Genomic DNA, 23,344 nt, shown 5'->3' on the forward strand with positions numbered 1-23,344 from the left:
GCCGCATTCCACCCAAACCGGGGTCAGACCCCGGTGGTGGGTGGAATGCGGCACAGGTCGCTTTCGCAACTGTTTGTTTATTTAGGGATTTATGATTCGGAAATTGGTAACAGCCGGCGTTTTGGCGCTGGCAACGGGATGGGCGGTCGCCGGCGCTTGCCCTTCTCATTATGTCGATGGGCGTACGCCGGAGATACGCAACGGTAAGCTGGCTTCGGCGACCAGGGAATTGTGCTACGGGGTGTTCGGTGTCATGCATTCGGGGATCACGCGCACGCCGCTGTGGTCGGCCGAGCATCTGACCTCCGGCAACGTCGAGCAGGCGCGCGAGCTGGACCGGGAGAACTCTTTCCATCCCGAGCCGCGCTTGCCGCGCAGCGAGCGGGCCGAGCTGTCCGATTACGCGCGCAGCGGGTTCGACCGCGGCCACATGGCGCCCAACGGCGACATGCCTGACCGCGCCACGCAGCGCGACAGCTTCACGCTGGCCAATATGGTCCCCCAGGATGCCGACAATAACCGCCAGGTCTGGGCCGCCATCGAGCAGGCGGTGCGCAAGCTGGCCAAGAAGGAGGGCGACCTGTACGTGATCACCGGCCCGGCCTTCCTGGGCAGCGAGCTGCGCAAGGTGGGCAACGTGCTGGTGCCCAGCCATCTGTATAAGGTGGTGTACAGCCCGCGCCAGCGCGCCGGCGCAGCCTACTTTGTCGAGAACAAGGCGGACGTCAACTATGTCACCATGAGTGTGGCGCAGCTGGAAGCCAAGATCGGCATCGACCTGCTGCCTTCGCTGTCGGCGCGCCAGAAGGAAACCATGCTGCGCCTGCCGAGCCCGAAGATCCGTAAACGTTAACCAGAGTGAAGAATGAACATGGCAAACAAATTCATCCCGTACGCGAACGAGGCCGACGTGCTGCACATCGGTGGCCTGATGATAGAGAACCGCCTGGACCGCATTACCATCAGTGGCGATATCGACCTGAGCCTGGACCAGGCCGGACTGGCCGACGCGCGCGCGCTGCACGCCTTGCTGGGCGACGTGCTGGCGCAGATGGAGGCGCAATCCCTGCCGGCAAATCTGCCGGCAGCCGACGTGAAGACCGTTAAGAATCCGTTCGAATAAGTCAAGTTCAGCGATTTTGCTTGCCTCATCATGACAATGCAGGCAAAATCGCCGCATGGATACCCACGACCTGCAAATTCTACAGCTGATCCAGTCCGATAACCGGCGCTCCGCTGCCGAGATCGGCCAGGAAATCGGCTTGTCCGTTTCCGCCGTCAGTGACAGGCTGCGGCGCCTGAACGCGTCCGGCGCGGTGGCCGGCAACCGCGCGGTGATCGACCCGGCACGCGTCGGCATCACCGTGTGCGCTTTCGTCTTCGTGGACCTGGAGCCGCGCGCCGACGAGGCCCTGTTCGCGGCTGCCTTGCGTTCCTTCGCCGAGGTGCAGGAAGCGCACCACATCACCGGCCCGCATTCATGGCTGGTGAAAGTGCGCGTGCGCGACACCGCCGCTCTGCAGCGCTTCCTCACCACGCAGCTCAAGCCGGTGCAGGGCGTGCTGCGCACCGAGACCATCATCGCGCTGGATACGGCCAAGGAAACCTCCGAACTGTGCTTCAGCCCGGGACAGGGGGCTGCGCCATGATCGAGATGGGTTCGACCCTGATGCGGGGTGCGGTGATCGGCTTCGCCATCGCGGCGCCGGTGGGCCCGGTGGGCCTGCTGTGCATCCGCCGCACCTTCGCCCACGGCGCCCGCACCGGGCTGGCGTCCGGCTTGGGCGCGGCCACGGCGGACGCCATGTACGGATTGATCGCGGCCCTGGGCATCAGCGCCGTTGCAGCGCTGCTGCTGGAACATGCGGCGCTGCTGCGCATGGTCGGCGGCTTGCTGATGGCCGGACTAGGAATTGCCGCGCTGCGCCGCGCCCGCGCGATGCAGGCGCCGGCGCCCGTCGCGCACGGCCAGCAGGGCCAGGCTGCGGCCGCCCAGCCGCCGTCGGCGGACGCAGCCGCCGCGCCCCTCGCGGCGACAGCGCGCGGCCTGTTCGGCGCTTTCGGCAGCACCTTCGCGCTGACTGCCTCCAGCCCGATGACCATCCTCTCCTTCGCCGGCCTGCTGGCGGCCCTGGCGCCCCCCGATGGCAGCATGGCCGGCGGCCTGCTGCTGGTGGCCGGCGTGTTCGCCGGTTCCATCGCATGGTGGGCGCTGCTGGTGGGCGGCGTGGCCGCCAGCCGCAAGGCGGTTTCGCCTGGAATCCTGCGCATCATCGAAGCGGTATCGGGATGCGCCTTGCTGGCCTTCGCTGCCTGGTCGCTGATCACCGGGATGACAATGGCCTGATCAATGGCCTGATCGGATCCTGAAAACGGTGCTAAAGTAGCAGGCAGCCCATGCCTATTCATTACGCCCGAAAACTCACCGGCAGCAAACGCAGCCCCGACGGCAACCGCCACCTTGGCGTGCTGTTGTGCTTTGTCGCCGGCGCGATCAACGCGGGCGGCTTCCTGGCCGTGCGCCAATACACTTCCCACATGACCGGCATCGTGTCCGACATGGCCGACAACCTGGCGCTGGGCGCTTACCGCCTGGTGCTGCCGGGCCTGGGCGCTCTGCTGTCCTTCCTCGCCGGCGCGGCTTGTTCGGCCATCATGGTCAATTACGCGCGCCGGCGCCGGATGCACGGCGAGTATGCACTGCCCTTGCTGCTGGAAGCCTTGCTGCTGCTGGGCTTCGGCGTTTTGGGCGCGCAACTGGCGGACATTGCCGGCCTGTTTGTTCCGCTCACCGTGATGACGCTGTGCTTCATCATGGGCCTGCAGAACGCGCTGATCACCAAGATCTCGAAGGCCGAGATCCGTACCACCCACATCACCGGTATCGTGACCGACATCGGCATTGAGTTGGGCAAGCTGGCGTACTGGAACGGGCGCGAACTGCAGCCGGGCCAGCACCGCGTGCAAGCCAACGGCGAGCGCCTGTGGCTGCTGGTGACGCTGGTATCCGCGTTCTTTGCCGGCGGCGTGTCCGGCGCGCTGGGCTTCCAGACCATGGGCTACACGGCAACCGTTCCATTGGCGCTGCTACTGGTGGCAATGGCGATCGTCCCTGCGCTGGACGATTTGGTGGCCCGCCAGGGCTAAGTAACGATGGCGGCATGGCGTCAAATTCCGCTTGCACCGTTATCCAATATGCTGGATACTTAATCCACTATGACGGAATCTTCTCTCCATTTGTTAATTGCCCAGCGCGTGCGCGAACTGCGCGCCGCGCGCGGCCAGTCACTGGACGCGCTGGCCAGCCACTGCGGTGTCAGCCGTTCCATGCTGTCGTTGATCGAACGCGGCGAAAGCAGTCCCACCGCCGTGGTGCTGGAGAAGCTGGCCACCGGCCTTGGCGTGACACTGGCCTCGCTGTTCGAGGCGCCGGCGGCGGCGGGCGATCCAGTTTCTCGCCGTGCCCAGCAGCAGTCCTGGCGCGACCCGCATTCCGGCTACGTGCGGCGCAACGTGTCGCCGGCAGGCGTGGCCTCGCCGATCCAGCTGGTGGAAGTCGAGTTCCCGCCTCTGGCCCGCGTGGCCTATGAAACCGCCGCGCGCGAGCCGCAGGTGCACCAGCAGGTGTGGATACTGGAAGGCGTGATCGAGATTACCTATGGCGAGGAACTGTTCCGGCTGGGCGCGGGGGACTGCTACGCGATGGTGCTGGACCGGCCCATGGCGTTCCACAATCCTACCGGCGAGACCACGCGCTACGCGGTCGTCATTACCACCACAAGCAACTTCAGGAGCTGACATGCAGGACTATCGCGTACACCGCCTGGCTTCCGTCAGCGAGGCCCACATCCAGGAACTGGCGGACCTGTTGACCGATTGCGTGGAGGGCGGCGCATCGGTGAGTTTCATGCAGCCCTTGGGGATGGACAAGGCGCTGGCCTTCTGGCGCGGCGTCGCGGACGGGGTGGCGTGCGGCGAGCGCGCATTGATGGTGGCCGAGGACGACACCGGCATCCTCGGCACGGTGCAGCTGGTGCTGGCGCAGCCGGATAACCAGCCGCACCGGGCGGACGTCTCCAAGATGCTGGTGCGGCGCCGTGCGCGCCGGCGCGGCCTGGGCGAGGCGCTGATGCGGCACGCCGAGCAGGTGGCGCGCGACTGCGGCAAATGGCTGCTGGTGCTGGACACCGCCAGCCCCGACGCGGAGCGGCTGTACCAGCGGCAGGGCTGGCAGCGCGTCGGCGTGGTGCCCGACTTTGCGCTGATGCCCGACGGCGCGCTGTGCGACACCACTTTCTATTACCGCAAACTGGAGCCGCTGGCGCTGGACAATCCGGTCTGGAACGCGCTTGGCGGCAACGGCCTTGACGGTGGCAGCGGCAGTGGAACACACGCCGCGATGGCACTGCGCAATGGCCTGGCCGCGCGCTATCCGCGCGACGTGTCGCCGCTGGCGGGGCTGCGCGAGCCGTCGGCGCAAGCGTTCGAAGACTTGCGCGCGATGGTCGAAACCGATGAGGAAGTGTGGCTGCTGACGCCCAGCCCGCTGGCGCTGCCGCCGGAATGGGAAGTGGTGCGGGCGCGCTATATCGACCAGATGGTCTACACGGGCCCGCATCCCGTGCAGGCCGGCCCGCACGCCTGGCCGCTGCTGGCGCTGGGCGCCGACGATGTGCCGGACATGATAGCGCTGGCGGCGGAAACCAGGCCGGGGCCGTTCGTGCGGAAGACCATCACCATGGGCCGCTATCTTGGCGTACGCGCGGCCGGCGGCAGCCTGGCGGCGATGTCCGGCACGCGCATGGCGCTGGACGGGTACACGGAAATCAGCGCGGTCTGCACCAGCCCTGAAGCGCGCGGCGCAGGCCACGCGCGGGCCCTGATGCAGTCGCTGATGGCGCAGATCCAGGCGTCCGGCAAGACGCCGTTCCTGCACGTGAAAACGGAAAACGGCGCCAAGCAAGTCTATGAAAAATTAGGCTTTGCCGTGCGCCGCGAGATCTGCTTCAGCGTAATCAGGCGCGTAGCCTGATCATTCCGCGAACACCTGGGCCGACGGCGTGATCTTCACCGCCTCCGGCTTGATGTTCAGCTTCAGGTTGCCGATCACCTGGTCTTCGTCCAGCACTTCCTTCGGCTTGTTGCCGTCGTACTTGATGGGTGAGGGCGCGTCGCTGAGCAGTTTTTCCTTCAGGCCGGCGGCATCCTTGGTGATCATGACCACCGACAGGTTTCTGGCCGACAGGTGTTTCTTCATGGCCGCGTTGACGTCGTCGACGGTCAGCTTCGACAGGCCGTCCCGCATCAGCTTTGTGAATTCGGGCGTGTCGTACCACTGCGAATCGAGCGCATAGCCCAGTTGCTGGTCCTGCGTCGAGGTCATGACGAACACGTTCTTCATCAGGTAGCCGCGCGTGGTTTCGAACTGCTCCTTGCTCATGCCGTTGCTGAGCGCCTTATCCAGTTCCGACAGCGCGATGCGCAGCGCGAAGTGGCCGTTTTCAGGCGCCACAGGGCGGATCCACACCTCGAACAGCTGTGCCTTGCGTCCCAGGTTAGGGTTGGGGAAGAACTGGAACATTCCGCGCGGGAAGGCTTCGGTGTACGCGTAATCGCCATAGTTCATGCCGCGCAGTTCGCGGATGCGCTGGTACAGCAGGGCGCTCGACGAACGGTGCTCGCCCAGCCAGGTCTTCACCATCCACAAGGCGGGGAAGTCGGGGTGGGAACGGGTTACCGTGAGCGGCAGGCCGAAGGAAATGGCGGTGGCGCGAGTGTTCTTCTCGATGATCTCGATTTCCAGTCCGGCCGGCGTCTTGCCCACCGGCGGCTTGCTTGCCGGCAGGCCGGCGCCATCGGGAAGCTTGGCCAGCGCCTGCTTCAGCGTGGCGGTCATGGCCTCGCTCACGTCGCCGGAAATGCCGACGCGCACGGCGCCCTGGGTGTAGGCGGTTTTCCAGAAGTTCTTCACATCGTCCAGCGTGATGCTGTCCAGGCCCTTGGCGGTGCCCAGCACGGCGTGGCCATAGCCGCTGCCCGCGAACACATTCGCCTGCAGGCGCTCCTTGCCCAGTTCTTCCTCGTTGTTGTCCTTCAGGTCAACTTGCAGCGCGTTTTTCTGCGCATCCTTCAGGCGGCGGAAGTCTTCCTGGCGGAAGCCCGGCGACAGCAGCATCGGCAGCGCGATCTCGTTGAAGGCGGCCCAGTTGTCCTTGTGGATGGAGCCGGTGAAGGTGGTCATCTCCTTGTCGGTCTGCTCGCTGAAGCTGCCTGCCATGGGGAAGAACGCCTTGGCGATCTCGTCGATCTTGCGGTCGGTGGAGCCGGCCGAGGCCACCATGGCGGCGGTCAGCGCCGCCAGGCCTTCCTTGCCGGCCGGGTCGTGGGCGGAACCGGCCGAGAACAGCAGCTTGTAACGGATCTGCGGCAGGGCGGACTTTTGCACCAGCACGTCGAGGTTGGTCTTGCCCGCCTTCGGCTCGAAGCTGGCCAGTTTCGGCAGCGTGCCGATCTGCGCCGGCAGCGTGGAGTGCGACAGTGTGGTCACCACCATACCGTCGTCGGTGAGGAACTTGCGGCCGGCGGCCAGCAGGTCGGCCGGGGTCAGCGAGTCCAGCACGCGGTAGTAGTTGTTGATGGTGCCGTAGGAGCGGTTGAAATGCACGAAGGAGGCCAGCGTGCCGGCGATCTGTTCGGTATTGTCCAGCGAGCGGATTACGCCGTACTTCAGCGCGGACTTGGCTTCGGCCAGCGTCTTGTCGCTGACCGCTTCGGTGCGCGCCTTGGCGACGGTTTGCAGGATGGCGTCGCGCACGTAGATGGCGTCATCGCCTTTCTTCACGCGGGCGGCGATCAGGGCCAGCGTCGGATCGACGCGGTTGGGCGTGCTGTCGAACAGCTGGTCCACTTTCTGCTCGTCCTGTACCAGGCGCTTGAATAGCGGCGAGGTACGGCCGAAGGACAGCGACAGCAGCATCGACAGCGCGGCCTGCTCCTTGGCTTGTTCGGAGAAGGCCGGCGCGCGGAAGGCGACGGTGACCAGCGGCAGGGTGGGCGTGGCCCAAGGAACGTGCTTGTAGATGGCGCCTGCCGGAGCCGGTTCCACCGGCACGTCGGCCTTGTAGCTGCCGCGCTGCCATTTGCTCCAGTATTTTTCCACCATGGCGATAGCCTTGTCCGGCTCCACGTCGCCGGCGACGATGATGGTGGTGCGCTCAGGGCGGTACCAGCGGTCGAAAAACACCTTGGAATAGGCATACTGGTTCGGCATGTCCTCGATGTCCTTGATGAAGCCCATCGTGGTGTGCTTGTAGGTGTGCTTTTCAAAGGCGGCGTCGCGCATCACTTCGAACAGCTTGGAGAACGGATTGGCGCTGTTCTTGTTGTATTCGCCCAGCACGGCGCGCGATTCGGTCTTGAACACGTCTTCGCTGTACTCCAGGTTCTGGAAGCGGTCCGCTTCCACCTTCAGCACGGTGTCCAGGTCTTCCTTGGCGAAGGTGGTGTAGTAGTTGGTCAGGTCGTCGCTGGTGTAGGCGTTCTGGCGCGCGCCGGCCTTGGTGATGATGTCCTGGTATTTCTCGGGCGGGTAGTTCTTGGTGCCCCGGAACATCATATGCTCGAAGAAGTGGGCGAAACCGGACTTGCCGGGCTCCACCTCATTGCGCGAACCGGTCTGCACCGGGATCTGCAGCGAGACGATGTTGGGGAAGCCGGTCGGCACGACGATCACTTTCAGGCCGTTGGCGAGGGTCTTCTCGGTGGCTTTGAAGGGCAGCAGATCGGCCTTGGCCGGGCTGACCGAAGGCGCCGCCATCGCGGGCGCGGCCAGTGCCAGGGTAAGGACTGGTATCAGCTTGGACACTTATTTCTCCTTGTTGTTTTAAAAAACCACGCAACCTTGTGGGGAGTGGCAACGCGGAAGAATAAAATATTCAGGCCCGGATGCATAGGCATTTCGGCGTGCTAACATGAAAGTAAAACGGCCCATTCAGAGCAAGTAACAATATGAGCGCAACCACCGGTATCAACAGCATCGATGCACTGGCCTACAGCAGCTGGACTACGGTGCCCGGCACGGCGGCAACGCTGACCTACCGCTTCCTGACCAGCGTGCCGGGCGACGCCACGGCCGACGATGCCAAGGGTTTCCAGGCGATGACGTTTGCGCAGCAGCAGGCCACCCGCGCCGCGCTGGACGCCTGGGCTGCCGTGGCCAACGTGACTTTCGTCGAAACCGCCGGCGGCGGACAGCTGCGCTTCGGCACCAACGACCAGAGCGGGGACAACAGCAGCGCCTATGCGTACCTGCCTGAACCGGGCGTTGCGTGGGTGGCGCTGTACCTGAACAACCGCGGCTACTACAACAGCGTTTTCACGCCCGGCAGCTTCGGTCCGGCCGTGCTGCTGCACGAGATCGGCCACACCCTGGGGCTGAAGCACCCAGGCGACTATGATTCGGCCGGCGGCAGCGTGGATGGGCCCTTCCTGCCATCGGCCACCGACAATACCGATTACACGGTAATGTCCTATCACCAGTCGTCCGCTTTCAACGGGCGCTACGACGTCTCGCCCATGCTGTACGACATCCAGGCCATCCAGTACCTGTACGGCGCAAACACGGGCTACCGCACCGGGGACGACGTGTACGCTTTCGGCAGCGGGCAGGCGCCAGTGTGCGTGTGGGACGCGGGCGGCAACAATACCTTCGACTTTTCGGCCTGTACCGGCGCCACGCAGATCGACCTGCGCGCGGGCGCCTTCAGCGGCACGGCCAGCGGCCTGGCCAATGTGTCGATCGCCTACAACGTATCGATACGGAACGTGCTGACCGGCGCCGGCGGTTCCAGCGTCACGCTCAACGACGCGGGCAATGTAATGAAAGGCGGCAGCGGCGCCGACGTGGTAAAGGTCGGCGCGGGCGACGACATCATCAACACCGGCGACGGTGAGGACGCGGTGGTGTTCAGCGGCCTGTTTGCCAGCTATTCCATCATCCGCACGGCGGACGAAGTGCGCATAGGAGGGCAGGGGCTGGATGTGCTGACTGGCGTGGAGCTGCTGCAGTTCGCCGACATGCGCGTGAACGTGGCGGACCTTGCCTTGCGCGGGCCGGCCGGCGGCACCGGCGGCAACGATATGCTGCAGGCGGCGCCGGGCAATGAATTCATCGACGGCGGCGCGGGTCTCGATACGCTGGTCTACGGCGCTGCGCGCGGCTCCTACTCGGTGCGCGCGTCCGGCAAGGGCTACACCGTCACCGACGGCGGCGGCAGCATCGATGTGCTGAGCAGCGTCGAGCGGCTTGCGTTCAGCGACAGCGCGCTGGCGCTGGACGTGGGCGTGGACGGGGCGGCCGGCGAAGTGTTCCGCCTGTTCCGGGCGGCGCTGGACCGGGCGCCGGCCAGCGGCGGGCTGGGTTTCTGGATGTCCGCCCTGGACCACGGCACTGGCCTCGGCGCGCTGGCGCAAAGCTTCCTGGACAGCGCCGAGTTCAACGCACGCTACGGCGGCTATGACAACCGGCAGTTCCTCACGCAGCTGTACTTGAACGCGCTGCACCGCGCACCCGACGAGGCCGGCTTGAACTGGAATGTGGCCATCCTTGACGGCGGCATGTCGCGCGCCATCATGCTGCTCAACTTTGCCGACTCGCCTGAGTGCCAGGCGGCGGTGGCCGGCCTGATCGGCAATGGCCTGGTCTACACGCCGTTCGGCTAGGACTCGGCTTCCTGCGTCAGGCTGATGCGGTTGCGGCCCATGTGCTTGGCCCGGTACAGCGCCGCGTCGGCGGTCGCCACCAACTGGGGCGGATCGGCCTCCGGCGCCGGCAGCGCGGTGGCGGCACCGATGCTGACCGTGACGAACTGCTTCTCCGCGCCCAGGTTGGGCAGCTGCAGCCGCTCCACGCGGCAGCGTATGCGCTCGGCCACGATGGCCGCGCCTTTCAGCGACTGGTTGGGCAGGATCACCGCGAATTCCTCGCCGCCGTAGCGGGCCACCAGGTCGTTGGCGCGCATCTCGCTGGCCACCGCCGTGGCGATGCGCTGCAGGCATTCGTCCCCGCCCAGGTGGCCGTAGGCGTCGTTGTATTGCTTGAAGTTGTCGACATCGACCATCAGCAGCGACAGCGGCTGCTGCTGGCGCAAGGCGCGCTGCCACTCGGCGTGCAAGGTGCTGTCGAAGCAGCGGCGGTTGGCCAGCCCGGTCAGGCCGTCGCGCGTGGCCAGCTGCTCGAGCGCGATCTGGGCCTTCTTTTCGTCCGTCAGGTCGCGCAAGGTTTCCACCACCGCCACGATGGCGCCGTCGCCGTCGCGGATCGGGCTGGCGTCCACCGCCAGGTAGCGGCTGCGGCCAAGGCGCGGCATGTCGCACCAGTTTTCGGCGGTCAGGCTTGCTTCGTCCTCGGCGCGGCGCACGTGCAGGTCGTACAGGTGGCAGGCCTCGCCGCTGCGGCCCTGCACCACCAGGTCGGCCAGGGTGGGGCGCTGCTGGTGGTAAAAGCAGCGCCAGTGCTCGCAGCTGCCCAGCACCTCGCCGGCCTTGACCCCGGTGAGCCGCTCGCAGGCGCGGTTCCAGATCAGCACCCGCCCGTGCCCGTCCAGTACGAAGGTGGGGACCACCAGCAGCTCCATCAGCCTGAGCGCCAGGCCGTGCTGCGGGCCGGCCAGGGCCGGGTCGAACAGATGCAAAACCTGTGGCATACGATTCCTTTTTTGACCTGTTTTTACGTGCTTGTGGTTGATTGCGGTGCTGTTTATTGTGCTGCGGCAAGTCACCGCCTGGCTTGATGCGGAACAAAAGATGGCTGATTGGCCGCCTTGGCGGCCGTGGGGATGGAGATGGTCAGCGCGGTGCCCTGTCCGGGCGTGCTGGCCAGCACGAAGCAGCCGCCGGCGGCGGCCACGCGGTGTTCGATGCCGAGCAGGCCGCAGCCCCGGCGCGGCGGCCCTTCGCGCATGCCGACGCCGTTGTCGCGCACCGTCATGCTCAGCTCGTGGTCGTTGCGGCACAGCGCGATGCGCACTTCGGTGGCGCCGGCGTGGCGCGCGATGTTGGACAGCGACTCCTGCAGCACGCGGAACACGGTGGCGTCGGCCGGGCAGGCGGCGTCGCTGCCGTACTGGGCCGACTCCAGCTGATAGTGTATGCCGTTGATGCGCGAGAATTCCGTCAGTTGGCGCTCCACGGCGCGCCGCAGCCCCTGTTCCAGCCCTACCGGCCGCAAGCCGTTGATGACGCCGCGCAGCGAACGCACGGCGGCGTCGGTATGCGCCAGCAAGGTGGCCAGGTGAGGGCGCGCGGATGGCGGCATGCCGGGGTGGTTCTGCAGCGCCGCCAGTTCGATGTTCAGTGTCAGCAGGTTTTGCCCGAGGTCGTCGTGGATGTCACCGGCGATGCGCATGCGCTCCTCGTGCAGCAGTACGGCGCCGCCCGCCCGGGCCGCTTCCAGCGCGCGTTCGAGCAGCTGGCAGCGCCACAGCAGCGCCAGCGAAATGGACGCCAGCAATACTGTGCAGGCACTCAGAATCTCCACATGGGATGCGGTCATGGCAGGCCCTCCAGCTGTCGGAACAGCTCTGAACATATCCTGAACGCAATTAATGCACTTTGTTAAATATCAAACTGTCAATCGGATATGCCGTATGGCTAACATTTTTTCCACACTTTATGGCAGCGCCGCTTTCGGCTATAATTGAAGGTTGACTATCGGGTTAATCATCGTGACTTACAGCATCAAAGAGATTTTCTACACCTTGCAAGGCGAGGGCGCCCACGCCGGCCGTCCCGCGGTGTTCTGCCGCTTTGCGGGCTGCAATCTGTGGACCGGCCGCGAGAGCGACCGCGCCACGGCGGTCTGCCAGTTCTGCGATACCGACTTCGTCGGCACGGACGGCGAACGGGGCGGCAAGTTCGCCACGCCGGAGGCCTTGGCCGGGGTGATCAACAGCCTGTGGCCGGAGACCTATCCAGCCAGCAAGTATGTGGTGTTTACCGGCGGCGAGCCCTTGCTGCAGCTGGACCCGGCCCTGATCGCAGCGATGCACGCGGCGGGCTTTGAGATTGCGATTGAAACCAACGGTACCTTGCCGGTGCCAGAAGGCGTGGACTGGATCTGCGTGAGCCCGAAAATGGGTTCCAGGCTGGTGGTCCACAAAGGCAACGAGATCAAGGTTGTGATCCCGCAGAAGGACCAGGACCTGGCCGCCTATGAAGGCCTGGACTTCGAGAACTTCTTCGTCCAGCCCATGGACGGCCCGCTGGCCGAATTCAACACCACGCTGGCGATCGAAACCTGCAAGCGCAATCCGAAATGGAAACTGAGCCTGCAAACACATAAACTGCTGCAAATACCTTAAGAATCAATATGCTGACCATCACCCGTAAACTGGAATTCGACGCAGGCCACCGCATTCCGGACCACAAAAGCCAGTGCCGCAACCTGCATGGCCACCGCTACACGCTCGAAATCACGCTCACCGGCCAGGTGATCAACGCCGAAGGCAATTCCGACAACGGCATGATCATGGACTTTTCGGACGTGAAGACCATCGCCAAGGAACACCTGGTGGACGTCTGGGACCACGCCTTCCTGGTCTACGAGAAGGACAGCGCGGTCAAGGAGTTCCTGGCTTCGCTGCCGAACCACAAGACCGTGGTGATCGACCGCATTCCGACCGTGGAAAACCTGGCGGCGGTGGCCTTCGACATCCTGAAAGCGGCTTTCAAGGACCGCTACGGCACAGGCCTGCACCTGCACAAGCTGGTGCTGCACGAAACCCCTAACTGCTGGGCAGAGATCACCGATGCCTGATTTGCAGGCGCCCGCCGCACTGGCCGGGCCGCTGCCCACGGCGGCTGTGCAGCCGGCTGACGAGGCCTTCATGCGCGAAGCGCTGGAACAGGCGCAAAGGGCCTGGGACGAGGGCGAAGTGCCGGTGGGCGCCGTCGTCGTCAAGGACGGCGTGGTCATCGCGCGCGGCTACAACCAGCCTATCGGCAAGCACGACCCCACCGCACACGCGGAGATCGTGGCGCTGCGCGCCGCCGCCGAAGTGCTCGGCAATTACCGCCTGCCGGGCTGCGAGTTGTACGTGACCCTGGAACCGTGCGTGATGTGTTCCGGCGCGATGATGCACGCGCGCCTGGCCCGCATCGTCTACGGCGCGCCCGACCCCAAGACTGGCGCCTGCGGCTCGGTGGTTAACCTGTTCGAGCAGGAGCGGCTCAATCATCACGCCCGGACCGTGGGCGGCGTGCTGGCCGATGATTGCGCCGGCATGCTGAAGAGCTTTTTCGCTGCCCGCCGCGCTGCGGCCTCGGCGGCACGCAAGGCGGCTGCGGAGTAAAGGTCCTGTGGAGTAAAAGCCACTACCTGCGGCGCTCTCCGCATTGGTGTTCCCCCTGCTCAGCGGTTGGTGCTATGCTGGTGCAAACGGCAAGAGGCATTACCCGTAAGCAGGAGATTCAATGCGGTCCCCCAAACAAATGGAAGATGAGGGCGCGCCTGGCGTGGTGCGCCTCGCCCTGGAGTTGCGCGCGCCCTGGGAATTGGGCGCGGCCTTCGCGGCCTACCCCTTCGCCCGCCTGGCGCCCGCCGGCGATGGCCACCCCGTCATGGTATTTCCCGGCCTGGCGGCAGGCGACACCACCACCATCATTTTAAGGCGCTTCCTGGCCGACCGCGGCTACGATACCTATGGCTGGGAGCAGGGCCTGAACTTCGGTCCCAAGCCGGGCGTGCTGGAAGCCTGCGTCGCGCGCATTGAACAAATCCATGAGAGCACCGGCCGCAAGGTCAGCCTGGTCGGCTGGAGCCTGGGCGGCGTGTATGCGCGCGAAGTCGCCAAGATGCTGCCGGAGAAGGTGCGCCTGGTGGTCACCATGGGCTCGCCCTTCACCGGCCACCCCAAGGCCACCAATGCCTGGCGCGTGTACCAGCTGGTAACGGGCGAAAAGCGCATCGATGCGGCGCGTTTCGCGACGCTGAAGCGGCGCCCGCCGGTGCCCACCACCTCCATTTTCAGCCGCACCGACGGCGTGGTCGCCTGGCAGTGCAGCATGGAGGAGGAGACGGCGGACTCGGAGAACATCGAAGTGCATGCCAGCCATTTCGGCATGGGTGCCAACCCCAGCGCGCTGTTCGCCGTTGCCGACCGGCTGGCGCAGCCGGAAGGGCAATGGTCCCGTTTCGACCGCGTGGCGCACACGGGGATCAAGAAGCTGCTGTATCTCGATCCCCAGCGTACGCCGTTCTTCCAAAACCTTTTTGGACTGTACTGATCATGCCTACCGCCCTCGCCAACGGCATCACCATCGCCTACGAAACTTCCGGAGATCCAGCCGGCCCGCCGGTGCTGCTGATCATGGGGCTGGGCATGCAGCTGATTTCGTGGCCGCAGGAGTTCGTGGACGGCCTGGTGGCGCGCGGCTGCCACGTCATCCGCTACGACAACCGCGACTGCGGCCTGTCCACCAAGTTCGACGGCGCGGGCGTGCCGAATCTGCCGCTGTCTTACCTGAAGAATATCGTCGGCTGGCCGCTGCGGCCGGCCTACACGCTGGACGACATGGCGGACGACGCGCACGGCCTGCTGGACCACCTGCAGGTGCCGCAGGCGCATGTGATCGGCGTTTCCATGGGCGGCATGATTGCCCAGGTATTCGCGGCGCGGCATGCCCGGCGCACGCTGAGCCTTACCTCCATCATGTCGAGCAGCGGCAGGCGCGGCCTGCCGGGGCCGACCCGCGCGGCGCGCAAGTCGCTGCTGACGCCTGCGCCGGCGGGCGGCACGCGCGAGCAGCTGGTGGCGCACCTGGTCGACACCTTCCGTGTGATCGGCAGTCCGGGGTTCCCGATACCCGAACATGAGCTGAGGGCGCGCATCGCCCGCACGCTGGACCGCAGCGTGTGCCCGGCCGGCGTGGCCCGGCAGCTGGTGGCCATTGCCGCCAACGGCGACCGCAGCCACCTGCTCAAGCAGATCCGCAAACCTGCCCTGGTGATACACGGCGCCAGCGATCCGCTGGTGCCGGTAGCCTGCGGCATCGACACCGCCAGCCAGATCGCCGGCGCCGCGCTGCACATCATTGAGGGCATGGGCCACGACCTGCCGCCGCAGCTGATAGGCCGGCTGCTCGCCTTGATCGATCCGCACGTGCAAGGTAAGATGGCCCGGCATTCCCAGGCTGCCTGAACGCCTGGGTGCGTACCTTGGGCTGAATCGATTTGAGTACTTCAAAAGCAGGGAAGGGCGTTGGTATCGCGATCGCGGCGCCGGGCGGCTATGCGCTGGATGAAGCGCTGCTGGCGCGCGGTATTGCGCGCATGGAAGCGCAGGGCTTTGTGGTCCACAATTATTATGAGCCGGAGCTGAAGTTCCAGCGTTTCGGCGGCACGGACCAGGCGCGCCTGGCCCAGCTGAACGCGGCGGCGGCCGATCCCGAAGTGCAAGTGGTGATGGCGCTGCGCGGCTCCTACGGCATCAGCCGCATCCTGCCGCAAATCGACTTCCGCGCCATGGCCGACAGCGGCAAGCTGTTCGTCGGCTACAGCGATTTCACCGCTTTCCATATGGGCTTGATGCAGGCCACCGGCGCCATCAGCTTCGCCGGCCCGATGATCTGCGACGATTTCATCCGCGACGAGCCGGTGGACTACACGCTGAAGCAGCTGTGGGACTGCCTGCGCGGCCCGGCCCACTCGGTGCGCGGCAGCGCCGCCGGCAATCCGGCGGTGGACGTGAGCGGCAAACTGTGGGGCGGCAACCTGGCCATGCTGGTGCACCTGCTGGGCACGCCGTATTTCGCGCAAGTCCAGGACGGCATCCTGTTCGTCGAGGACATCAACGAACACCCTTACCGCATCGAGCGCATGCTGCTGCAGTTGCTGCACGCGGGCGTGCTGGACAAGCAAAAGGCGCTGGTGCTGGGCGACGTGTCCGGCTACAAGCTGGCGGCATTCGACAACGGTTACGACTTCGACGCCATGCTGGCCTACATGCGTTCGCGGCTGCCGATACCGGTGCTGACCGGGCTGCCATTCGGGCACATCAAGCAGCGCTGCACCTTGCCGTTCGGCGCGCAGGCGCATCTGGTGTCGGATGCAGAAGGCTTCGATTTGACCGCGAGCGGCTACCCCACGCTGGGGCATGGCTGATATCGAGCCATGCTCTCGCGTAGTATCAACCTGGAAAAAGAAATGGCGGCCGTGCGGGCTACTGTGGAAGCCATGCGCTCAAGCTATGTGACCATGGAAGACTTGGTGTGAGTTGGCTGCTGTCTGCTTCGTTGCCCGGTACGTCAACTGAGCTCAGCTGAGCCTTGGCTGACGCTGAGTTCATAGAGTGGTAAAATGTCAGGTTGTGAATTTACCGCTTTAAGGGCCTTCAGACGTGTTATCGACCGCAAACATCACCATGCAGTTCGGCGCCAAGCCGCTGTTCGAAAATATTTCCGTCAAGTTCGGCGACGGCAACCGCTATGGCCTGATCGGCGCCAACGGCTGCGGCAAGTCGACCTTCATGAAAATCCTGGGCGGCGACCTGGAGCCGTCGGCCGGCAACGTGGCGCTGGACGTCAACGAGCGCCTCGGCAAGCTGCGCCAGGACCAGTTCGCCTACGAAGAAATGCGCGTGCTCGACGTGGTAATGATGGGCCACACCGAAATGTGGGCCGCCATGCAGGAACGCGATGCCATCTACGCCAACCCGGACGCCACCGACGACGACTACATGCGTGCGGCCGACCTGGAAGGCAAAGTCTCCGAGTACGACGGCTACACCGCCGAATCGCGCGCCGGCGAACTGCTGCTGGGCGCCGGCGTGGACATCTCGCTGCACCAGGGTCCGATGAGCGCCGTCTCGCCCGGCTGGAAGCTGCGCGTGCTGCTGGCCCAGGCCCTGTTCTCGAATCCGGACATCCTGCTGCTGGACGAACCGACCAATAACCTGGACATCAACACCATCCGCTGGCTGGAAGACGTGCTAAACGAGCGCAATTCCACCATGATCATCATTTCCCACGATCGCCACTTCCTGAACCAGGTGTGCACCCACGTGGCCGACATGGATTACGGTACGCTGAAGATCTACCCGGGCAACTACGACGAGTACATGCTGGCCTCGACCCAGGCCCGCAACCAGCAGCTGGCCAACAACGCCAAGGCGAAAGAGAAGGTCGCCGAGCTGCAGGACTTCGTGCGCCGTTTCTCGGCCAACAAGTCCAAGGCCCGCCAGGCCACCTCGCGCGCCAAGATGATCGAGAAGATCAAGGTCGAAGACATGAAGCCGTCCTCGCGCGCCTACCCCTTCGTACGTTTCGACGGCGAGAAGAAGCTGCACCGCCTGGCCGTGGAAGCGGAGAACATCTCCAAAGCCTACGACCGCCAGCTGTTCAAGAACTTCAGCATCATGGTGGAAGCGGGTGAGCGCATCGCCATTATCGGCGCCAACGGCGCCGGCAAGACCACGCTGCTGCGCTGCATCGGCGGCGAAGAGATCACCGGCCTGAACGCCGACACCGGCCGCATCAAGTGGGCGGAAAACGCCAACGTCGGCTACATGCCGCAGGATCCGACCGAGGAATTCGCCACCGACCTGACGCTGACCGACTGGATGGGCCGCTGGACCAAGGAAGGCGACGACGACCAGGCCGTGCGTTCCAGCCTGGGCCGCCTGCTGTTCGGCGGCGACGAGGTGAAGAAGTCGGTGCGCGTGCTGTCCGGCGGTGAAAAGGGCCGGATGATGTACGGCAAGCTGATGCTGGGCCGCCACAACGTGCTGCTGCTCGATGAGCCGACCAACCACATGGACATGGAATCGATCGAATCGCTGAACATCGCGCTGGATAAGTATGCCGGCACCCTGATCTTCGTTTCGCACGACCGCGAATTCGTTTCGTCGCTGGCCAACCGCATCCTCGAAGTCAAGGAAAACGAGATCGTCGATTTCCGCGGCAACTACGAAGAGTACCTGACCAGCCAGGGCATCAACTAATCCAAGAGCACCATGCAACAGACTCTCGCCATCAAGCCAGTCGAGTACGAGCACCCGCAACAGGGAACCAGCTGCGTTGCGCATGCCTGGGCACGTACGCCAGCCACTCCCAGCGCGGAAGAACGCGTTGCCCTCAAGGAGCGCATCAAGCGCCTGCTGAAAGAAAAAGAAGCAGTGCTGGTTGCGCACTACTATGTCGATGCGGACCTGCAGGACCTGGCCGAGGAAACCGGCGGCTGCGTGTCGGACTCGCTGGAGATGGCCCGTTTCGGCCGCGACCACCCTGCCAAGACCCTGGTGGTGGCGGGCGTGCGCTTCATGGGCGAGACGGCGAAAATCCTCAGTCCCGAGAAGACCATCCTGATGCCGGACCTGGACGCGACCTGTTCGCTGGACCTGGGCTGCCCGGCCGACGAGTTCACCGCCTTCTGCGACCAGCATCCGGACCGCACGGTGGTGGTGTACGCCAACACCAGCGCCGCCGTGAAAGCGCGCGCCGACTGGATGGTGACCTCGTCGATCGGCCTGGACATCGTCAAGCACCTGCACCAGCAGGGCAAGAAAATCCTGTGGGCGCCGGACAAGCATCTGGGCTCCTACATCCAGAAGCAGACCGGGGCCGACATGCTGCTGTGGCAGGGCTCCTGCCTGGTGCACGATGAATTCAAGGGCGTGGAACTGGACCTGCTGAAGGCCGAATATCCGAACGCCAAGGTGCTGGTGCATCCGGAATCGCCGGCCAATGTGGTGGAACAGGCCGACGTGGTAGGTTCCACGTCGCAGATGATCGCCGCCGCCGTCAACCTGGACGCCGACACCTTCATCGTCGCCACCGACAACGGCATCCTGCACAAGATGCGCGCCGCCGCGCCGGGCAAGACCTTCATCGAAGCGCCGACAGCCGGCAACAGCGCCACCTGCAAGAGCTGCGCGCACTGCCCGTGGATGGCCATGAACGGCCTGCAGAACCTGGCCGATGTGCTCGGCGGTACCGCAGGCGGGAACATGAAGAACGAAATCCACGTCGACCCTGCGGTCGGCCTGCAGGCCAAGCGTTCCATCGACCGCATGCTGGACTTCGCAGCAGCCAAGAAAGCCAAGGTTGCGCCAAGCGCGGACCTGGCGCAGGAAGGCAAACTGTTCCAGGGGATAGGACCGGCATGAGCACCTTGCGCAACCCATACGCTCCCTTCGACGCGCCGCTGAAGGCCGCGTTTGAAGCCAACCTGCTGGCCGCGCTGCTGGAAGACGTCGGCACCGGCGACCTGACCGGCCAGCTGGTGCAGGCCGAAGGCCGCAGCACCGCGCGCGTCATCGTCCGCGAAGACGCCGTGCTATGCGGCGCGCCCTGGTTTGAAGGCGTGATGCTGGCCGTCGATGGCAGCATCGGCGTCACCTGGCACTACGCCGAAGGCGACATGATGAAGGCCGACAGCGCCGTTTGCACGCTGGAAGGCCCGTCGCGCGCGCTGCTCACCGGCGAGCGTGCGGCACTCAACTTCATGCAGTTGCTGTCCGGCGTGGCCACTGCCACCCGGCGCTATGTGCAGGTAGTGGAAGGCACCCGCGCCAAGATTCTCGACACCCGCAAAACGCTGCCCGGCCTGCGCCTGGCGCAAAAGTACGCGGTGCGCGTGGGCGGCGGCGCCAACCAGCGCATGGCGTTGTACGACGGCATCCTGATCAAGGAAAACCACATCGCGGCGGCCGGGGGTATTACCGCCGCGCTGGTGGCGGCCAAGCGCGTGGTGGCCAATACCGCTGCCAATGCCAATGTGACGATACAGGTGGAAGTGGAAAACCTGGCCGAGCTGGAAGAAGCGCTGGCCGCCGGCGCCACCTCGGTCCTGCTCGACAATTTCGACCTCGGCATGATGCGCGCCGCCGTGCAAATGAATGGCGGGCGCGCGCTGCTGGAAGGCTCGGGCGGCGTCAACCTGGACACCGTGCGCGGCATTGCGGAGACGGGTGTGGACCGTATCTCCATCGGCGGCCTGACCAAGGACGTGCACGCAACCGACTTTTCGCTGCGCATCATCGGCTGATCCATCACCAGCTGATCCCCGGCCGGCTGAAGCTTCACTTCAGCCGTCTTTCCCCCACTCGGGAAAAGCGGTAATATCATTCCGCAGTCCGCCTGATCCAGACAGGAGATGCCGAATGAGCAACGATAGATCCCCCCTCGGCCCGGCGAGCGCCGTCCATGGCCTTGCTGGCTAAGTTCCACGCCCGCCTGGCACGCCTGAGCTTGCGCTCCAGGCTACGCACCGTCATCACTTGCTTAGCTATCCCGATGCTAGTATCTGCACTGGCAGTGGTGCTGGTGCACGCCTACGCGGCGTCCGTGTGGCACACTTTCGCCGAGCAGGACGAACGGGCGCTGCAGCTTGCCCTGAAAGGCAGCGCTTCGCTGCCTGCATTGGAAACACCCGCCAGCCGGCGCGCCACGCTGAGCGCGCTGCGCGCGCAGATGCGCGACATCTCGGCCCTGAGCGGGGACGCCAACGTGCGGCAGGCCGCGCAGGCGGTCACCCTGTTCACCTATGACTATGAAGCCGGCAGGACTGCGGAAGCGCACGAGGGGGCTGCACTTGCGGCGGCGGCAGCGGTAACGCCGGCTCCGTTGCGGCCCCTGCTCGACGATCTGGTGGTGCAGGCCTCGGGCGCCGCGGCCCAGGCGCAAGCGCATGCCGTGCTGGTGGGGCGCATTGCGCTGGCAGCCATGATCCTGCTGCCGGCGCTGGCCGTGGCGGGCGCCATTGTGCTGGCGAGCGGCATCACGCGCAGCATAGACGGCACGTTGCGCGACTGTATCGCCTTCGCCGGCGAAATCGCGGCCGGCAATTTCAGCCACGGCAGCAGCTCGGCGCGCCCGGCCGCGCGGGCGCGCCACATCGACGCCGATCCCGACAGCGCCAGCGAGTTCGACATCCTGGTGCGCTCCATGAACCGCATCGCCGACGAAACCGTCACCGCCGCCGAACGCGAAGTGGAACAGACCTCGCGGCTGGAGCGGGTGGAACGGGCCTGGGCGCTGCGCTCGGCTTGCAGCAAGTCCCTGGTACAGGCCGAAAGCGAAGCCGAACTGGTCAGCGCCATCTGCGGCCATCTGGTGGAACTGGGCGGCTACCGCGTGGCATGGGTGGGCTATGCCCGCGACGATGAGGCGCAAAGCGTGGAAGTGGCCGCGCATGCCGGCACCGATGCCGCTTACGTCAATGACTTGCAGCTGAGCTGGGGCAGCGATGTGCACAAGCAGGGCGGTTTCGGCACTGCCATCCACCAAGGGCGTACGCTGACGACCACCCAGCTGGCTTCCGACCTCGTGTTTACCTGCTGGCGCGAGCTGACGCCGCCGCACGGCCTGGCATCGGCCCTGGCGTTGCCGCTCAGCGAAGAGCGGGGCGAGGGCGGCACCGGCGGCGCCACAGCCTTCGGTGTGCTCGGACTTTACTCCGAGCGGGCGCGCGCCTTCGAAGACGACGAGCTGCAACTGCTGCACGACCTGGCGGACGATCTGGCTTTCGGCATCGTCAGCCGGCGCCAGTCCGGACAGCGCCAGCGCGCCGAGGAGCAGCTGGCCCACCATGTCAACTACGATGGGCTGACCGGCCTGGCCAAGCTGGAAACGCTGCAGGCGCAACTGGCGCCGCTGGCGGAACAGGCGCGCGCCGGCAGCCGCAAGCTGGCGGCGCTGCATGTGAACCTGGACCGCTTCAAGGACGTCAACAATGCGCTCGGCCGCGCCGGCGGCGACCAGGTGCTGCTGCAGGCCGCGCAGCGGCTGGTCCAGTGCGCCGGCGAAGGCGCGCTGCTGGCGCGCAGCGGGGCCGACGAGTTCATCGTGCTGCTGCCGGTGCCGGCGGCGGCCGATGCCGCGCAGGCTGCGGGACGCATGGCCGCAAGGCTGTCCGAGCCGGTGGCGGCCAGCCTGCTGCCGGCCGCTGCGCCGGCCATCCGGCCGATCGCTTCCATCGGCATCAGCGTCTATCCCGACGACAGCGCGCAATCCGGCGACCTGCTGCGCAATGCCGGCCTGGCACTGCAGGAGGCCAAGCGCCAGGGCGGCAACACTTACCGCTACTATGCGCCCGAGCTTAACGCGCGCATGGCATCGCGCTTCGTCATGGAGTCGGAGCTGAGCCGTGCGCTGGAGCGGGGCGAGCTGGCGATGCACTATCAGCCGCAGTGCAATCTGCAAACCGGCGTCGTCACCGGGGCGGAGGCGCTGATGCGCTGGAAGCACCCCACGCGCGGCATGGTTGCGCCGGGCGAATTCATCAAGCTGGCCGAGGAAACCGGGCTGGTGCTGCCGCTGGGCGCCTGGGCTATTGAAAATGTGTGCGCGCAGCTCAAGGCCTGGCGCGAAGGCGGCGTCAAGGCGCCGCCGGTGGCGGTCAACCTGTCGGCCAAACAGTTCCAGCAAAAAGACCTGGTGCAAACGGTGCGGCGCGCCCTGGAAAGCACCGGCACGCCGGCCCGCCAGCTGGTACTGGAACTCACCGAGAGCGCGGTGATGCACGACGTGACGTCGGCCATTCGCACGCTGAACGAGCTGAAAGAAGTGGGCGTGGGAATCTCGCTGGACGATTTCGGCACCGGCTACTCCTCGCTGAGCCACCTGAAGCGCTTCCCGATCGACCACCTGAAGATAGACCAGTCTTTCGTGCGCGACATCACCACCTCGCCGGACGACGCGGCCATCTGCAACGCCGTCATCGGCCTGGCGCACAATCTGCGGGTGGGCGTGGTGGCCGAAGGCGTGGAGACGGACGAGCAGATGAACTACCTCAGGCGCCGTTTCTGCGACAGCATGCAGGGCTTCCTGTTCAGCAAGGCGGTGCCGCCGGACGCTTACGCGCAGCTACTCGCCAGCGGCAAGAGGCTGGTCCTGCCGGATGCGGCGGAAACGCCGCGCACCTTGCTGCTGCTGGACGACGAGCCCAACATCATCCGCTCGCTGAACCGCGCGCTGCGGCTGGACGGCTACAAGATACTGGCCGCCACCAGCGCCGCCGACGCGCTCAAGCTGCTGGCCATGAACCCGGTGCAGGTGGTGGTGTCGGACCACCGCATGCCGGAAATGACCGGCATCGAATTCCTTAGCCGGGTGAAAGAGCTGTACCCGGACACCGTGCGCATTATCCTGTCGGGCTACGCCGACCTGGATTCGGTGATCGACGCCATTAACCGGGGCGCCGTCTACCGCTACTTCACCAAACCCTGGGACGACGAGCAGCTGCGCGAATGCGTGCAGGAAGCATTCCGCCACCAGCAATTGCTCACCGTTTGATCTGGCTCAAGTGTCAGAAGGCATCTTATCTTTCCTTTAGGCAAATAACGTACTA

At 65.4% G+C, this 23,344-nt stretch carries 20 protein-coding genes and 2 pseudogenes; 19 read left to right on the plus strand and 3 right to left on the minus strand.

The features are described from left to right. Positions 1-91: 91 nt before the first annotated feature. From AC6H42_RS19200 to AC6H42_RS19235, 8 genes and pseudogenes are all read left to right on the plus strand, one after another. On the plus strand, positions 92-853 hold the full coding sequence (locus tag AC6H42_RS19200) for a DNA/RNA non-specific endonuclease (protein WP_497548726.1): 762 nt from the start codon (positions 92-94) through the stop codon (positions 851-853). A gap of 18 nt (positions 854-871) precedes the next feature. Then, positions 872-1,123 carry a hypothetical protein gene (locus AC6H42_RS19205; protein ID WP_057156494.1) on the plus strand — a complete coding sequence of 84 codons (252 nt, stop codon included), beginning with the start codon at positions 872-874 and terminating at the stop codon, positions 1,121-1,123. Between the two features lie 55 nt (positions 1,124-1,178). Beyond that, on the plus strand, positions 1,179-1,649 hold the full coding sequence (locus AC6H42_RS19210; protein WP_497548727.1) for an Lrp/AsnC family transcriptional regulator: 471 nt from the start codon (positions 1,179-1,181) through the stop codon (positions 1,647-1,649). Beyond that, complete coding sequence (locus AC6H42_RS19215) at positions 1,646-2,347, plus strand: LysE family translocator (RefSeq protein WP_057156496.1); 702 nt, start codon at positions 1,646-1,648, stop codon at positions 2,345-2,347. Before AC6H42_RS19210 ends, AC6H42_RS19215 begins: the two co-directional genes overlap by 4 nt. Positions 2,348-2,397: 50 nt before the next feature. Next, positions 2,398-3,138: pseudogene (locus AC6H42_RS19220) on the plus strand (YoaK family protein); the annotation flags it as partial. Between the two features lie 78 nt (positions 3,139-3,216). Next, a complete protein-coding gene (locus AC6H42_RS19225; RefSeq protein WP_497548728.1) occupies positions 3,217-3,798 on the plus strand; it encodes a helix-turn-helix domain-containing protein in 582 nt (193 codons plus the stop codon). A 1-nt stretch (position 3,799) separates the two neighbouring features. After that, positions 3,800-4,312 (plus strand): annotated as a pseudogene (locus tag AC6H42_RS19230) (GNAT family N-acetyltransferase); the annotation flags it as partial. Between the two features lie 426 nt (positions 4,313-4,738). Next, complete coding sequence (locus AC6H42_RS19235; RefSeq protein WP_267877833.1) at positions 4,739-5,032, plus strand: GNAT family N-acetyltransferase; 294 nt, start codon at positions 4,739-4,741, stop codon at positions 5,030-5,032. On the opposite strand, the gene AC6H42_RS19240 is transcribed toward AC6H42_RS19235, so the two are convergent. Further along, positions 5,033-7,864, minus strand: a complete 2,832-nt coding sequence (locus AC6H42_RS19240; RefSeq protein WP_497548729.1) for a M16 family metallopeptidase — start codon at positions 7,862-7,864, stop codon at positions 5,033-5,035. A 143-nt stretch (positions 7,865-8,007) separates the two neighbouring features. Between AC6H42_RS19240 and AC6H42_RS19245 the strand changes: the two genes are divergently transcribed. Then, positions 8,008-9,720 carry a DUF4214 domain-containing protein gene (locus AC6H42_RS19245; RefSeq protein ID WP_497548730.1) on the plus strand — a complete coding sequence of 571 codons (1,713 nt, stop codon included), beginning with the start codon at positions 8,008-8,010 and terminating at the stop codon, positions 9,718-9,720. Here AC6H42_RS19245 and AC6H42_RS19250 read toward each other — a convergent pair. Beyond that, complete coding sequence (locus AC6H42_RS19250; RefSeq protein WP_497548731.1) at positions 9,717-10,703, minus strand: sensor domain-containing diguanylate cyclase; 987 nt, start codon at positions 10,701-10,703, stop codon at positions 9,717-9,719. The two genes, AC6H42_RS19245 and AC6H42_RS19250, sit on opposite strands and share 4 nt — an antisense overlap. Before the next feature lie 71 nt (positions 10,704-10,774). After that, on the minus strand, positions 10,775-11,551 hold the full coding sequence (locus AC6H42_RS19255; RefSeq protein ID WP_082551934.1) for a sensor histidine kinase: 777 nt from the start codon (positions 11,549-11,551) through the stop codon (positions 10,775-10,777). Positions 11,552-11,723: 172 nt separating this feature from the next. On the opposite strand from AC6H42_RS19255, the gene queE reads away from it, so the two are divergent. The 10 genes from queE (at position 11,724) to AC6H42_RS19305 (ending at position 23,289) form a co-directional block, all read left to right on the plus strand. After that, positions 11,724-12,359 (plus strand): 7-carboxy-7-deazaguanine synthase, encoded by a 636-nt coding sequence (queE, locus tag AC6H42_RS19260; protein WP_057156503.1) that lies wholly within the window; start codon positions 11,724-11,726, stop codon positions 12,357-12,359. Positions 12,360-12,367: 8 nt separating this feature from the next. Next, on the plus strand, positions 12,368-12,814 hold the full coding sequence (gene queD / locus AC6H42_RS19265) for a 6-carboxytetrahydropterin synthase QueD (protein ID WP_057156504.1): 447 nt from the start codon (positions 12,368-12,370) through the stop codon (positions 12,812-12,814). After that, positions 12,807-13,349: a tRNA adenosine(34) deaminase TadA gene (gene tadA, locus AC6H42_RS19270; RefSeq protein ID WP_082551935.1), complete on the plus strand. Its 543-nt coding sequence runs from the start codon at positions 12,807-12,809 to the stop codon at positions 13,347-13,349. The genes queD and tadA overlap by 8 nt, the downstream gene beginning before the upstream one ends. A gap of 121 nt (positions 13,350-13,470) precedes the next feature. After that, positions 13,471-14,283: an alpha/beta fold hydrolase gene (locus tag AC6H42_RS19275; protein ID WP_497548732.1), complete on the plus strand. Its 813-nt coding sequence runs from the start codon at positions 13,471-13,473 to the stop codon at positions 14,281-14,283. 2 nt (positions 14,284-14,285) lie between these two features. Beyond that, positions 14,286-15,197 (plus strand): alpha/beta fold hydrolase, encoded by a 912-nt coding sequence (locus tag AC6H42_RS19280; protein ID WP_057156506.1) that lies wholly within the window; start codon positions 14,286-14,288, stop codon positions 15,195-15,197. Between the two features lie 32 nt (positions 15,198-15,229). Then, on the plus strand, positions 15,230-16,159 hold the full coding sequence (ldcA, locus tag AC6H42_RS19285) for a muramoyltetrapeptide carboxypeptidase (protein WP_497548733.1): 930 nt from the start codon (positions 15,230-15,232) through the stop codon (positions 16,157-16,159). Positions 16,160-16,394: 235 nt separating this feature from the next. After that, positions 16,395-17,996 carry an ABC-F family ATPase gene (locus tag AC6H42_RS19290; RefSeq protein ID WP_082551936.1) on the plus strand — a complete coding sequence of 534 codons (1,602 nt, stop codon included), beginning with the start codon at positions 16,395-16,397 and terminating at the stop codon, positions 17,994-17,996. Between the two features lie 12 nt (positions 17,997-18,008). Further along, positions 18,009-19,160 (plus strand): quinolinate synthase NadA, encoded by a 1,152-nt coding sequence (gene nadA, locus AC6H42_RS19295; protein ID WP_057156509.1) that lies wholly within the window; start codon positions 18,009-18,011, stop codon positions 19,158-19,160. Next, the gene (nadC, locus tag AC6H42_RS19300) at positions 19,157-20,041 is read left to right on the plus strand and encodes a carboxylating nicotinate-nucleotide diphosphorylase (RefSeq protein WP_497548734.1); all 885 of its coding nucleotides are present in this window, start codon (positions 19,157-19,159) and stop codon (positions 20,039-20,041) included. Before nadA ends, nadC begins: the two co-directional genes overlap by 4 nt. Positions 20,042-20,289: 248 nt before the next feature. Continuing rightward, complete coding sequence (locus AC6H42_RS19305; RefSeq protein ID WP_162249919.1) at positions 20,290-23,289, plus strand: EAL domain-containing protein; 3,000 nt, start codon at positions 20,290-20,292, stop codon at positions 23,287-23,289. Positions 23,290-23,344 lie beyond the last annotated feature (55 nt).

This window comes from Massilia sp. NBRC 108631, from assembly GCF_059704565.1.